This is a genomic window from Vibrio sp. BS-M-Sm-2, assembly GCF_041504345.1.
Lineage (GTDB): Bacteria > Pseudomonadota > Gammaproteobacteria > Enterobacterales > Vibrionaceae > Vibrio > Vibrio satsumensis.
The window spans coordinates 1771167-1785743 of sequence record NZ_CP167894.1 but is presented as its reverse complement, the minus strand read 5'-3'; the positions used below and the strand labels follow the sequence as shown (position 1 = coordinate 1785743).

The window sequence follows — 14577 nt, the reverse complement described above, 5'->3', positions numbered from 1 at the left end:
TTTGTCTTAAATCTGGAATTTGATCAGCAATTGGTAATTTAAATCCGTCTCTAGGTGGATTGTTTTATTCTTGGAAATAACTTTTATTTTACAAATTGCTCATAATTTATTGACCACTTACGTCTTATTTATCAGTGCATTGAGTGGGTGAATGCTCAATGTAATCCATGATTTCTTGTTGTTTTTCGGTACTGAATTTCAGTGCTTCGGCTGTGATCTGTATTGAGTGCGCCATGGAAGAGATGTTATGGGTCGCTTTCACTAATGTTTGCTGCATGGGTTTAAGGATCAGTAGATAGATAGCCGTTAACGCGATAACAATGACCGCGATCACCGCCGCCAGCGCAATAATGATTTTAGTTTGGATGTCATCTAGCAGTAATTGACTGGTTTTCTTAAAGGCGATTCGAGAATTGTCTAAGGCTTGCGGTAGTTGGTTGAGGGATGTTTTGGTTGAACTGGCAAGCTTATTAATGCTCTCAACAGTTTGATTCAATGCTTGCTGCTGGTCATCGCTGAGGTTGGGGTTGTTGACGATGGCTTGCAACGATTGTGATATCACCTCGAGAGATTCACTTGCCTCTTGAGCGTACTTCTCCATGCCATCGAGATCTAAGGTCATATCAACATTGACTAGAGCGGCCTCGGTTTTGGGCTGTTCCGATTCAGACGTTGCACCAGAAAATGAGATCAATATAAGTGCGATGGTCGCCAAGGGTTTTTTCCACATGAGTATTCCTTTCTCACTGTTCAGTTTGTTAAAGGTTGTCTTTTAGTATGGTTCACTTCTCTCGCTTCTAACTGATTAATCTTGTCTTTAACTCTCAAGATCTAGGTTTAACTGACTCATTTTCGGGTAAAAAAATACCCCACCTATAAAAGGCAGGGTATTGATAAGGCTAAATCACTGGTTGTCAGTGCTTTAGCCTCTAATTATAGATAAAGCTCTATATAGAGACTACTCTGAATCGTTGTGTTCTTCGTCTGCTAACTCATCGATCAGTTGGTCTGCAAGCGCTGGTGCGAACCACTCATCCATCTTGGCACGCAACTGGTCTACGCCGATGCCCTTCATTGAAGAGAAGACATCAACCGCCACATCACCACCGAAAGATTTCGCATCGTTACGAATTTTCAGTAGCTGTGCTTTACGCGCGCCACTTTTCAGTTTGTCTGCTTTTGTTAACAAAACTTGTACTGGGATACGGCTATCGATAGCCCAGTAGATCATTTGTTGGTCAAGGTCTTTCATTGGGTGACGGATATCCATCAATACCACTAAACCTTTCAAGCTTTCACGTCGTTGTAGGTATTCACCTAGCGACTTCTGCCATTTTTTCTTCATCTCAAGTGGTACTTGAGCAAAGCCATATCCAGGTAAATCGACGATATGACAACCGTCCGTTACCTTAAATAGGTTAATTAGCTGAGTTCGACCGGGTGTTTTACTGGTTTTCGCCAAGCTTTTTTGGTTTGTAACGCGATTTAGCGCGCTAGATTTACCAGCATTGGAGCGTCCTGCAAACGCAATTTCGATCCCTTCGTCTTCTGGTAAATGACGAATATCAGGTGCACTGGTAATGAAATGCGTGTTTTGATAATGAATTTTTACGCTCACTGTTAACTCCATCTCGACTTTGTGTAGTCGATTGATTACTTTTTTGTGAATTTGTGTAAAATAACCGTGCTCGGCATAAGGTCGCCTATTGTACCATGAGTGGCAACATAGAGTGGTACTGGAAGCTTGATAATTATAATGGAATGTCATGAAGAAATTAGCGCTAATTTTGAGTCTTTTAGCCAGCTGCTCAGTATGGGCTCAAGGTAGTATTGAAGCTGGTAAAGCCAAATCACAAACATGTGTTGCCTGCCACGGTGCTGACGGCAACAGCCTGATCACTCAGTACCCTAAGCTGGCTGGTCAACACGAGAAGTACCTAGATAAGCAGTTAAAAGAGCTTAAGCTAGGTATGACGAGTGGTGGTAAGCAAGGTCGTTATGAACCTGTAATGGGTGCAATGGCGATGCCTTTATCTGAAGAAGATATGGCTGACCTAGCGGCATACTACGCATCGCTACCTATCTCTAGTAACTCTACTCCTGAAAATGTAGTAGATGAAGGTAAGGTTCTTTACACAGCGGGTAACGCAGAACGCGGCGTAACGGCATGTATTGCTTGTCACGGCCCTCGTGGTAATGGTACCGAACTTTCTGGTTTCCCTAAGATTTCAGGCCAACACGCAGATTACATCAAGGCTCAACTTGAGAAATTTCGCGATGGTAGCCGTAATAACGACATGAATGCGATGATGCGTGATGTAGCTAAAAAGTTAACAGACGCAGAAATTGATACCTTATCGAAGTACGTTGGTGGTTTACACTAATTTGTCGGTTTCTTGCTCTTAGCCAGAGTCAAGGAATGTACGCTCGAGCGAGATTGAAGAGACGCCCCGGTCAGTAATGATCGGGGCGTTTTCTTTTGTATTGGTTTTATTAATGAATTATACACTTGTGTCTGATTTATCAATGTGTGATCGATTTGTGTACAAAAGTGTGAAGTCGCACTCTTGTAGTCTTTTTGTAACCGGGTAAAGTAACGGCCATCAGCTAGGAGCTGACTTAGATATGGATGATCATCTAGTCTAACGGTATAGACAGAAATGGATCAGGCTAGGACAGCCCAGCAACAAGGTGTTAGAAAAGGATAGCCAAAACTCATCAGGACGATGAACAACAAACAAATTTGGCATGGAAAGCACCAATAACAAATGGAGATTTGTGTACCAAGTTGAGTATGCAAATTTTGGCCGATATAGGCAGATTTAGAGAGCGATAGGTTTTCCTATCGCTTTTTTTATTGATTTGATGAAAAAACACCCAATACCACTCCACTATAAACTCAGTTTCTGGTATGTTTCGCATCCCTGTTTAAGGATGTGCTATGTATACTTGTCCCTTATGCCATCACCAAGGCGTGAATCACTATTTTGAAGACAAACGCAGAGCCTATCTGCAGTGTCAGCAATGTGAACTGGTATTTGTTAAACCTGAACAAAGGTTAGAAGCAAAAGAAGAAAAAGCACACTATGATCTCCATGAGAACGATCCTAGTGATGCAGGCTATCGCCGCTTTTTATCTCGCATTGCGGATCCACTAACAGACAAAATTTCATCTAACTCACAAGGGTTAGATTTTGGTTGTGGCCCAGGCCCTACGCTATCTATTATGTTAGAAGAAGCCGGACACACCATGGAGTTGTACGATATCTATTACCACCCAGATACCTCTGTGTTGGAAAAAACGTATGACTTTATGACTGCCACGGAGGTGATAGAGCATCTTTATCACCCAGACAAAGTGTGGCAGCAATGGTTGAATTTAGTTAAACCCAAGGGCTGGATTGGTCTTATGACTAAACTAGTAATAGACGTAGATGCGTTTGCTGGTTGGCACTACAAGAATGACCCGACACATGTCGTCTTCTTTAGTCGTCAAACATTCCAGTTTTTGGCAGAGCGGGATAAGCTCGAACTAGAATTTTTTGGAAATGATGTAATTTTACTGAGGAAAGTGCAGTAATGGGTCGTAGTAAGAAATCAAGAAAACCGGGAGCACTTGGCGCCCCGGAACCTATGGTTACTCGTAACCGTAGTGAATCTGATGTTGAAGGTCGAGAACGTAAGCGTGTTAAAAAACGTAAAGGCCTTAAGTCTGGCAGTCGTCACTCAGATGGTAGCGAAGCAAAACAGCGTAAAGCTGCACAAGCTCGTGACCCTCGTTTAGGCAGCAAGAAAAAAATCCCGCTGATCGTTGAACCAGTGAAGAAGCCAACGAAACAAGAGCGCAAGCTATCTAACGAACAAGAGTTAGAGATGCTTGAGAATGATGCTCAACTGAACACATTGCTAGATCGTATCGAAAATGGTGAAAACCTAGGTGCTGGTCTACAGAAGTTTGTTGATGAGAAACTTGATCGTATCGAACACCTAATGGGCCGATTAGGTCTACTAGAGCCAGAAGACGATGAAGAAGAGATCTTCGAAGAAGCACCGGTTGCATCTAAGAAGAAAGCGAGCTCTGACGAAGACTTGCTATCTCAATTCGAAGATTTCGATTTAGACAGCTTTAAAGGTTAATAGCCAATGAACGTAACCTTATTAGCAATTGCTGGTGGAATTATCATTCTCGGCTTGGGCTCTTACGCAGGTTACCTTCTACTTCAAGTGAAGAAGCAGACGGAGTTGCAAAAGCAGCATCAAGCACTAGCCATTGAAAAACGTAACGCGACGATTTACGAAAACGTAAATACTTTGTGCTTAGCGGGTATTCAAGGGCAATGTGACTTACCTGAGATCAGTATCCGAGTGTGTATCATTATGGATAACGTTCAGGGTGATGAGCGTGTCGATTTTGATTCTGAGTATCCTGCTCTTTCTGAGCTGTACCACATCGTAAAAGATATGGCTCGCGGAGAGGAAAGGCAGGAGCTGACCAAGAAAGAACGCATGCAGCAGAATCTCACACGCCATAAGGCAGAGACTCGCTTGAATGATGCGGTCATCGAGGATTTGAAAAGATTGCAGGAGAAGGTTAAACCACTCAACAATCAAATCAACATTCAGATGATCTAGTCACTAAGACTATTTAATATAGAGGCTTGTTTAACATTTAGTTTTCAAAACGCGCAGTTTTTAAGATGCGCTGCTTTTGAGACATACAGCTTTTAAGACTCATTGTCTTTAGTGCGATTTGTCTTTAACAGATAGTGTTAAATGAGCCTTCTTACCTTTTGCGTCTCGTTAATCCCGACGCTTTGTTAGTGATCAAGCTAGCAGTTCTGAGTTTTTGTCTGAAAAATTGATTTTGTCTTAGAACGGCCTTACTGGTCGTGTGGCAAAATAACCCGTCTATATTTTAATGTATGTAAAATGATTTGAGAGACCTTAGGTTCTCGCGGATCTAAATTGGAAATACCGCTATGTCGAGCAAGCCAGTAACAACGAATCAGCAAATCGTTTGGGATCAAGAGATCTTAAACAAGTACAACTATTCGGGACCTCGTTACACCTCATACCCAACTGCGTTGGAGTTTCATGAAGCGTTTACCGTCGCTGATTACGACATGGCGTGTACTCAATATCCTGAGCGTCCACTCTCTCTTTACGTACATATCCCATTCTGTCACAAGCTTTGTTACTACTGTGGTTGTAATAAAGTCATTACTCGTCACTCGCATAAAGCGGATGAGTACCTTGATGTGATTGAACATGAAATCCGCCAACGCGCCTCTTTATTGAATGGTCGTGAAGTGACTCAATTGCACTTCGGTGGTGGTACGCCAACGTTTTTGACCAAAACACAAATCACTCGCTTGATGATGATTCTGCGTGAGGAATTTAACTTCACCGCTGACGCTGAGATCAGTATTGAAGTTGATCCGCGTGAGATTGAGCTAGACGTACTTGATCATCTGCGTAACGAGGGCTTTAATCGTCTGAGTATTGGTGTGCAAGACTTCAATAAAGAAGTGCAGAAGCTGGTTAACCGTGAGCAAGATGAAGAGTTCATCATTGCGATGGTTCAACGAGCGAAAGAGCTAGGCTTCCGCTCAACTAACCTTGATTTGATTTACGGCCTACCAAAGCAGACTCAAGCTTTGTTCGCTGAAACATTGAAGCAAGTGCTGGAGATGAAACCGGGTCGTTTATCGGTATTTAACTACGCACACATGCCTCAGCTGTTTGCTGCGCAGCGTAAGATTAAAGACGAAGACCTACCGGAAGCGAAAGAGAAAATGGCTATCTTACAAGATACCATCGAGACGCTAACGGGAGCGGGTTACCAGTTCATCGGTATGGACCACTTTGCGCTACCTGAAGATGAGCTAGCGGTTGCTCAGCGTGAAGGCATTCTGCATCGTAACTTCCAAGGCTACACTACCCAAGGTGAAGCTGACCTAATTGGCTTCGGTGTTTCTGCGATCTCTATGGTGGGCGATGCTTACGCACAAAACCAAAAAGAGCTGAAGAAGTACTACGCTCAGGTGAATGACCTGTGCCATGCACTTTGGAAAGGCGTGGCACTAGACAGTGACGACCTTCTACGTCGTGAGGTGATCAAGCAGCTTATCTGTAACTTTAAGCTTGATAAGACCATGATTGAATCTGAGTTCTCGGTTAACTTTAGTCGCTACTTCAAAGAAGATTTAGAGCTTCTACAAACCTTCATCAACGACGATTTGGTTGAAGTCGATGATAAAGAAATCCGCGTTACTCTGCGTGGCCGTTTGCTGATCCGTAACATCTGTATGTGTTTTGATAAATATCTACGTGCCAAGGCTCGCCAGCAGCAATTCTCTCGCGTTATCTAACAGTGCGATAGAGAATAGAACAATAAAAAATGCCAGCATCATGCTGGCATTTTTGTATCTGACTCATTCGATTTCTGCGTGACTTAGGTGAGGCTCTGTTTGGTATTTTGTTTGACCTTGGTGTTGCTGAGGTCGGTAGGCCATTGGTCAAACGGAACTGGACGGCTGTATAAGAATCCTTGAGCAAGTGGGCACTGCAGCTGCTTGAGGAGTTCAGCCTGTTGCTGTGTTTCAACGCCTTCTGCCACCAAGCTTACTTTGAAACCCTTAGTGATGTTAACGATGGCCGCGACGATGGAGCTGTCTAGATTCTCTTTTTCTAGCTTGCTGACAAAGCTGCGATCGATCTTTAAGCAGTCAAATGGCAGTTTCTGCAGATAGGCTAGGGATGAGTAGCCAGTGCCGAAGTCATCAATCGCAATTGAGATACCGAGTGCTTTTAGCGTTAGCATGTTGTCAATGATGGTCGGGTCATTGTCGACGATGCGTGACTCCGTGATCTCTAGTGTCAGGTTGCCTGCTAGAAGCTTGGTGTCACGTAGCGTGCCTTTAACTAGTTCGACAAAGCTACTTTCGCTTAGTTGATCGACCGATAGATTGACGTGAATCGAGAAGTCTTTGCTCCACTTTCCTGACTCAATCGCGATTGCTGTATCTCGGCAGGACTTATGCAGAATCTGTTTTCCGATATCGTAAATGAGCCCGCTCTCTTCCGCGAGAGGAATAAACTCGAGTGGCGAGATCACCCCTTCATCGGTTATCCAGCGAGCTAAAGCTTCCGCCCCTATGGTTGAGCCGGACTCCAGATCAATAATAGGCTGATAAAAGGGTTCGAATTGCTGCAGTTCGATCGCTTTGTTGAGGCGGGCTAGCATCTTGGTTCGGTGCCTAGAGGCCTTGCCCATTTCTGGACTATAGATGCTGACACGAGCTTTGTCTTGCTTGGCATTGCTCAGTGCAATACTGCTGTTGCGAAGCCATAAGGTAATGTCTTGGTCATTTGAGACGTGAACGACACCAATGGACACCTTAATCACCACGCTTTCTGATTCCATGGAAAATGGCGAAGCAAAGGTTTGGAGTAGTCGGTTAGCAAGCAGCTGAACATCGTCATCTTGAGTTACATTGGGTGCGTAAATCGCGAATTCATCGCCACCAGTGCGAGCCAACAAGTACTCTGTTGGCAGAATGCCACGCAGTCTAGCGGCTGCGATGATCAGCAGTTGGTCGCCATTGTAATGACCTAGACTGTCATTGATATCGCGGAAGCGATCGATACCAACCAAATAAAGCGTTCCTTCCTCTGTTTCGGTGCTTTTCTTTGCAGCATCAATAAAGCCTTCTCGGCTATACAGTTTGGTTAGTGAGTCATAGGTAAGCTGAGACTGTAATGCGTGAAACGAGGCCTTTAAGTTACTAGCCATTTCATTGAATGAGTCCACCAGCATACTGGTTTCATAGATATGCCCCGTCTTTGGCATGCTCGTGTCCCAATCGCCCTTAGCAAGACGCTTTGCCGCATCTGCTGTCGAGGTAATAGGTTGGATTACGCGATTAAAAGCAATTAACCCTGCAATGACCCCAATGCAACTCAGTGCTAGCCCGAGCAACCAACTGTTTCTTTGGTTTTCTGGCAACTCACCGAGCAGATTGCTTTCAGGGATCGACACCCCAATAAACCACGTGAGGCCGTGTTCATCTTCGTAAGGGGTGATTTGGTTGAAGTAGCGTTCGTTGTCTAGGCGGAAGCTAAAGCGCTGCTCGCCCAAATTATCGATTAGGTGGAATTGGTCTACGTAACTGGCGCTTTCACGTATGACGGGGGTAGCACTCTCTGTTGCCAGTAAGCGTTGGCCTTTATTGGTTTTTCCTGTTCCCCATGAAACGACACTGCCTCCGCCTGAGTGTGCGACCAAGCGCTGCTGCTTATCGATGATATAAACAGAGGCATCTGTTCTATCTTTGAGCTTTCTGAGAAACGCATTGAAGGTATTGATTTTGATATCGCTGACGACGACGGCTTTGAATTCATTACCATCATAGATAGGGGAGAGAGCAGATAAGGTGATTTCTTGGCGTTCGTCAGCATTGGCATAAATTGGTGACCATAACGGTTTTTTCTGTGTCGCAACGGGTGTGTACCAAGGACGGATTCTTGGATCGTAACCTGAAATCACCGATCGAATGTCTTCACTAATCTTGCTGCCACGGTAAATGACCAACTGATCATTAGTGCGTTCGTCTTGCACCATCAAGGTGTAGCCTTTGTTGGCTTCTTTGCGGAAACCGACGTAGTTACCATCTTCAGAACCAAAGCCGATCACATCGAGTTGAGGTACAGCAGTGTAATGGTCTGAAAACGTATAAAAAATATAGTCTTGGACCTTACTAAGGTTGCCCGCTTGATAAAGATGGTGGTAGCCGATGTTATGGCTGAGTGAGAGGTTCGCATGAAATGGCTTTTCTAAAAAATTAGACAGGCTTTGGTGAACGTGGTCAGTAAGTGATGTTAGCTGGCGTGCACTAACATCACTCACCATCTCTTTGTAGCTTTGCTTTTGAGTAAAAACCATTACGCCCATAGTGAATAGAAAAATCATCACGAATGGCAGAACCACTGCGGTTCTCAAGGTAATTTGTGTTTTCAAAGACATCTTTAGCTACAACTTTGGTGAATAGTGTACTGTAATTGTACCGACACTATTCAGACCAAGCGACACTTTTTTGGTTAAAAAGTAGCTGCATCGAGAGTCATATTAGGTCAGTACAGCTCTTTAAGCTTGCGAGTTAGGGTGTTTCTTCCCCAACCTAAAACCTTGGCTGCATCTTGTTTGTGACCATTAGTATGGTTGAGTGCAGCCTCAAGTAGTATACGTTCAAACTCTGGTAGCGCATAAGTCAGCAGTTCTTTTTCTCCTGAATCAAGCGCACACTTCGCCCAATTAGCGAGCAGTTGTTGCCAGTTATCTCCAGTTCCAGAGGTTGTCACTACTTTTTCTTCTAGCAGCTCTGGGGGAAGGTCTGAAGGGAGAATTTCGCTGCCACTCGCCATCACGGTGAGCCAGCGACAAATGTTCTCAAGCTGACGCACGTTACCCGGCCAATTCAGCTGATTGAGCTTTAAAATGGTCTCAGGATGCAGTGTTTTCACTTCAACACCGAGCTCTTCGGCGGCTGATGCTAGGAAGTGATGAGTCAGCTTTTCAATGTCTTGTTTACGTTCGCGAAGTGCCGGGATATGGATTCGGATAACGTTGAGTCGGTGGAAAAGGTCTTCACGGAAGTCGCCTTCATGCACCAATCGTTCAAGATCTTGGTGGGTTGCGGCAACGATACGAACGTCAACCTTAACTGCTGAGTGCCCACCCACACGATAAAATTGACCATCGGAAAGTACTCGTAGCAGGCGAGTCTGAATATCGAGTGGCATGTCGCCGATCTCATCAAGAAACAGTGTGCCTCCGTTGGCCTGTTCGAAGCGCCCTTGGCGAACGCTGTTAGCACCGGTAAAGGCGCCTTTCTCGTGGCCAAACAACTCAGATTCGATCAGATCCTTGGGAATTGCCGCCATGTTCAAAGCTATGAATGGCTTTTTAGCTCTTGGGCTGTGACGGTGCAAAGCGTGAGCGACTAACTCCTTACCAGTACCTGATTCGCCATTGATGAGTACTGAAATAGATGATCGAGACAAACGGCCAATAGCACGGAAAACCTCTTGCATTGCCGGCGCTTCACCGATGATTTCAGGCGCGTTGGTATCTTCGGCTACTTCACTGGCTTGCTCACGTTTCTGTTCTTGGCTGTGCGCGATCGCTCGCTCCACTAGAGTCAGTGTCTCATCAATATCGAACGGCTTTGGTAGATATTCAAAGGCGCCTTTTTGATAAGCATTTACCGCAGCATCAAGGTCTGAGTGCGCGGTCATGATGATCACGGGTAGGTCAGGGGAGCGTTGATGAACCTGATGCAGCAGCTCAATCCCATCAATGCCGGGCATGCGAATATCCGATACCAATACGTCAGGTGTCTCGCGCTCAAGCGCAAGTAATACGCTCTCAGCATCAGCGAATGTTTCACACTTTATATCCGCAGATGAAAGTGTTTTTTCTACTACCCAGCGGATAGAGCTGTCGTCATCGACGACCCAAACGTATCCCTTACTCATAATTCAATTCCTTTGCAGCCAAATCTATTGTGATAATCATTGTTGTTTTTATGATGTCTTTAATTTTTGTGTTACCGAGTTAAGCCTTTGATCTCGCAGTCCAATAGCGAGGTTCTTGTAACCTAAATCGGCAGGTAAATCGTGAATGTGGTGCTGCCCGGCCAGCTTTCAACATCAATTTTCCCATTGTGTTGATCGATCAGGTTTTGAGATATCGATAACCCTAAGCCTGTGCCACCCTCTCGACCGCTGACCATTGGGTAAAAAAGCGTGTCTTTTAATTCGTCGGGGATGCCTGGGCCGTTATCGCTGATCTCAATTCGAGCAGCGAGTTTGTGTCGCTGCCCATGAATGTTTGCTTGATGCACCGTTCTGGTGCGAATGGTGATTTTCCCTGATTCCTGAGTCTTTAGAATCTGCGCTGCGTTACTCACGATATTGAGCATCGCTTGTTCAACCTGTGCCGAATCCATCAAGATGTCCGGTAGGCTAGGGTCGTAATCTCGTTCGATGGCTAGCGTCGAACCTGATTCGAGCTCAACCAGTTGCCTTACTTTTTCGAGTATCTGGTGAAGGTTCTCTTCTGATTTGGTTCCTGGCTTTTGCGGGCCAAGCAGGCGATCGACTAAAGCGCGCAAGCGGTCGGCTTGCTCAATAATGATCTGGGTGTACTCATTCAGAGACTGATCAGGGAGCATCTTTCCAAGTAGTTGCGCAGCACCTCTTAAACCACCCAATGGGTTCTTGATCTCATGTGCTAACCCACGCACCAGCAGCTTAGCCGCTTGTTGTTGTGCGTGTTGGTTAAGCTCTTGGCTGAGTCTTCTTTGTTGGTCAATCTTGCGCATCTCAACCAATAACAGCGTTTCACGTTGCCAAGAGATTGGGCTAACCGTCACCTCAAGCATCAGCGGGCGGTTATCAACGACGAAGGTCACGTCACTGTCGGTAATGCTCTGGCCGCTTTGTAGAGGTTGAGTTAGAAGTGCTAAGTCGAGCGAGGCGTGTTGGATAAGTTGGCTCAGTGGATGATCAACGATGCGTCGCGCGCTCTGTGAAAAGAGTTGTTCAGCCGCCGGATTGGCGTAGCGGACATACAGTTGCTCATCGAGCATCAATGTCGAAGTCACCATATTGTCGAGAATGGCGCTGGAAAGATGATGTGTATCTATGCTGTCGCTTTTGGCTGATCGATTCACTATTTCGTCCTTGAATTGGTGCTTTTCCCACTGCACCAAATTGGTGCGCAGCTAAGTTCAAGTATGGCGCATATCAACCAGAAGCTAAAGATAATTCATTAGAGTCGCTGAAAGCTGCTTCGATTTGGTGAAAAGTAGAGGTAATCCAGTCTCTTTTAACACATTGGCCTACTTGAGCGTCGCTCGATGTAAATACACGGTGACTGGACTAGTAGATGCAATAAGCTTGCCGCTTCTATGTGCTTGAATTGCAATGGTGTGAGTACCTCGATCGATACCTTTTAATTCCCAAATAGGTTGGGTCTGTGGGGCGCCATAACGACGGCCATCGAGTATCAATTGTAATTGCTCCCCGATACCAAGTTTTCGGTTGAGATCTATCTGAATCGGGATTAAGCCGCGGTTGCTATGAATGGTTTGATCATGAACTGGAGTCAGCATGGTGAGGGCTAATTGAGTGGGGACCTCACGTTTTGTGGTTTCTGTTTTTGCCTGATTTTTAGCTGGCGTTGCCGTTTTAGTTGTAGGTAAAGCAGCGGTGTCTACCGGAGTTGAGGCCTCAAATTTAGGGGCGGATGCTGAAGCTTGCACATCTGGCAGGCGAAGAGCCTCGGCATCTTGAGCGCTAGGGTTATCACTAAAGTGGAGCACGCCATCCTCATCCACCCAGGTATACACCGTTTGAGCAGAGCACGAGAGCGCGACTGTTAACCCGATCAGTAACAGTATATTTTTCATATCTTTAGCCTCTTTGTCACCACTAGGTGATTTCACGTTTGGCGTTGGTTTTGTTATTGATTTTATTGGTTTTGATTTTATTGTATTTAGCGCGACAGCCTCTGAGGGCTTTTGTTAAATACCAATCACAGTAAGTTAATGCTCAGAAATAGCGCAGGAAAAAGGCTTGAAAACGAGGCAGGTTTTTTCGATAAGTAGTTATTCTACAATCAAAAAACCTAACGATGTTATCGAGTGTTTTAACAAGCTAGGCTGAGTAGTTATTTGCTACGATTGGTATCTAGTATGGTACGAGGAGGGGAGCGTCGAGAGAATATAAAAAAGGCCCGCCTGCGAGGCGAGCCTAATATTTAGTCAGCGATTCTTACAAGATTGCAGTAAGAAATGGCTTATCTCTACAGGAGATTAAACTGAGTAGTACAGTTCAAACTCAAGTGGGTGTGTAGCCATGTTCACGCGTTGTACGTCGTCAGATTTCAGAGTGATGTAAGAATCGATGAAATCGTCAGAGAATACGCCGCCAGCTGTTAAGAACTCACGGTCTTCGCTAAGCGCTGCTAGAGCTTCTTGTAGAGATTCTGCAACTGTTGGGATTTCAGCTGCTTCTTCTGCAGGAAGGTCGTATAGATCTTTATCCATAGCTTCGCCTGGGTGAATCTTGTTCTTGATACCGTCAAGGCCAGCCATAAGCATTGCTGAGTAGCATAGGTATGGGTTCGCTGCTGGGTCACCAAAACGTAGCTCGATACGACGTGCTTTAGGGCTTGGTACTACTGGGATACGGATAGAAGCAGAGCGGTTACGTGCTGAGTAAGCAAGCATTACAGGTGCTTCGAAACCAGGTACAAGACGCTTGTACGAGTTAGTTGATGGGTTAGCAAACGCGTTGATTGCACGAGCGTGCTTGATTACACCACCGATGTAGTAAAGCGCCATTTCAGATAGGCCGCCGTACTTATCACCAGCAAACAGGTTAACGCCGTCTTTTGCTAGAGATTGGTGAACGTGCATACCAGAACCGTTGTCACCAACTAGTGGCTTAGGCATGAATGTCGCTGTTTTACCAAATGCGTGAGCAACGTTGTGTACAACGTACTTGTAGATTTGAGTTTCATCAGCTTTCGCTGTTAGCGTGTTGAAGCGAGTTGCGATTTCGTTTTGACCCGCAGTTGCTACTTCGTGGTGGTGAGCTTCAACTACTAGGCCCATCTCTTCCATTACTAGACACATTGCTGAACGGATGTCTTGAGATGAATCTACAGGAGCTACTGGGAAGTAACCGCCTTTAACGCCAGGACGGTGACCTTTGTTACCGCCTTCGATGTCAGAACCTGTGTTCCAAGCTGCTTCTACGTCATCAATCTTGAAGAAAGAACCAGACATGTCGTTTGAGAACTTAACGTCGTCAAATAGGAAGAATTCTGGCTCTGGACCAACTAGAACTGTGTCTGCGATACCTGTAGAACGTAGGTATTCTTCAGAACGTTTAGCGATAGAGCGTGGGTCACGGTCGTAGCCTTGCATTGTTGCAGGCTCAAGGATGTCACAACGGATGTTTAGCGTTGCGTCTTCTGTGAATGGGTCCAGTACAGCAGATGCTGCATCTGGCATCATTACCATGTCAGATTCGTTAATGCCTTTCCAACCAGCTACTGAAGAGCCGTCAAACATTTTGCCTTCTTCGAAGAAGTCTGCATCAACTTGGTGAGAAGGAATAGAGATATGCTGCTCTTTACCTTTTGTATCAGTAAAACGTAAGTCGATAAATTTAACTTCGTTCTCTTGGATCAGGGATAGTACATTTTCTACTGACATCTTGGATAACCTCCAGTGTTATTAATTCGGTATTAGCTCGATTCGGTTGAAACTAGCATTGATTAATGTCTATAAGTGCATTAATCGATGCTGATTTATCTATAGCCAAAAACGTGCCAAAAAAATTATTCCATTAATTTCAATGATTTACTTGTTTTTCAATTTTGCCTAATCTGGTTTTTGCACCAAAATGATCTCTGGTTGCACTTTATTGGTGCAAGTGTTTGTCTGTGCACCAATATGAGACAATAAGCGAACACCATTCAGCAATGAATTGCCTAAGTTGTCA

12 protein-coding genes are annotated in these 14577 nt (G+C 45.0%); 5 read left to right on the top strand and 7 right to left on the bottom strand.

The window, feature by feature from the left end:
* Window positions 1-124 precede the first annotated feature (124 nt).
* On the bottom strand, window positions 125-730 hold the full coding sequence (locus AB8613_RS08030; protein WP_327784996.1) for a GTP-binding protein: 606 nt from the start codon (window positions 728-730) through the stop codon (window positions 125-127).
* A gap of 228 nt (window positions 731-958) precedes the next feature.
* Entirely contained in the window at window positions 959-1618 is a 660-nt protein-coding gene (gene yihA / locus AB8613_RS08025) for a ribosome biogenesis GTP-binding protein YihA/YsxC (protein WP_017631972.1), read from the bottom strand.
* 148 nt (window positions 1619-1766) lie between these two features.
* On the opposite strand from yihA, the gene AB8613_RS08020 reads away from it, so the two are divergent.
* The 5 genes from AB8613_RS08020 to hemN all read left to right on the top strand — a co-directional run bounded on the left by AB8613_RS08020 (window position 1767) and on the right by hemN (window position 6371).
* Window positions 1767-2384 (top strand): cytochrome c, encoded by a 618-nt coding sequence (locus AB8613_RS08020; RefSeq protein WP_060983242.1) that lies wholly within the window; start codon window positions 1767-1769, stop codon window positions 2382-2384.
* A 557-nt stretch (window positions 2385-2941) separates the two neighbouring features.
* Window positions 2942-3580 carry a class I SAM-dependent methyltransferase gene (locus tag AB8613_RS08015; protein WP_048612436.1) on the top strand — a complete coding sequence of 213 codons (639 nt, stop codon included), beginning with the start codon at window positions 2942-2944 and terminating at the stop codon, window positions 3578-3580.
* Window positions 3580-4137, top strand: a complete 558-nt coding sequence (gene yihI, locus AB8613_RS08010; RefSeq protein ID WP_060983241.1) for a Der GTPase-activating protein YihI — start codon at window positions 3580-3582, stop codon at window positions 4135-4137. The genes AB8613_RS08015 and yihI overlap by 1 nt, the downstream gene beginning before the upstream one ends.
* Window positions 4138-4143: 6 nt before the next feature.
* Window positions 4144-4632 (top strand): DUF2489 domain-containing protein, encoded by a 489-nt coding sequence (locus AB8613_RS08005; RefSeq protein WP_372384787.1) that lies wholly within the window; start codon window positions 4144-4146, stop codon window positions 4630-4632.
* A 347-nt stretch (window positions 4633-4979) separates the two neighbouring features.
* Window positions 4980-6371: an oxygen-independent coproporphyrinogen III oxidase gene (gene hemN, locus AB8613_RS08000; protein ID WP_285953015.1), complete on the top strand. Its 1392-nt coding sequence runs from the start codon at window positions 4980-4982 to the stop codon at window positions 6369-6371.
* Between the two features lie 83 nt (window positions 6372-6454).
* On the opposite strand, the gene AB8613_RS07995 is transcribed toward hemN, so the two are convergent.
* From AB8613_RS07995 to glnA, 5 genes are all read right to left on the bottom strand, one after another.
* On the bottom strand, window positions 6455-9025 hold the full coding sequence (locus tag AB8613_RS07995; protein WP_285953016.1) for an EAL domain-containing protein: 2571 nt from the start codon (window positions 9023-9025) through the stop codon (window positions 6455-6457).
* A 107-nt stretch (window positions 9026-9132) separates the two neighbouring features.
* Window positions 9133-10536 carry a nitrogen regulation protein NR(I) gene (gene glnG / locus AB8613_RS07990; protein WP_048661285.1) on the bottom strand — a complete coding sequence of 468 codons (1404 nt, stop codon included), beginning with the start codon at window positions 10534-10536 and terminating at the stop codon, window positions 9133-9135.
* Between the two features lie 122 nt (window positions 10537-10658).
* Window positions 10659-11735, bottom strand: coding sequence for a nitrogen regulation protein NR(II) (gene glnL / locus AB8613_RS07985; protein WP_372384786.1), 1077 nt, complete (start codon window positions 11733-11735; stop codon window positions 10659-10661).
* A gap of 168 nt (window positions 11736-11903) precedes the next feature.
* Window positions 11904-12473, bottom strand: coding sequence for a DUF4124 domain-containing protein (locus tag AB8613_RS07980; protein ID WP_372384785.1), 570 nt, complete (start codon window positions 12471-12473; stop codon window positions 11904-11906).
* A 405-nt stretch (window positions 12474-12878) separates the two neighbouring features.
* Window positions 12879-14288 (bottom strand): glutamate--ammonia ligase, encoded by a 1410-nt coding sequence (glnA, locus tag AB8613_RS07975; protein WP_019826498.1) that lies wholly within the window; start codon window positions 14286-14288, stop codon window positions 12879-12881.
* Between the last annotated feature and the right edge of the window lie 289 nt (window positions 14289-14577).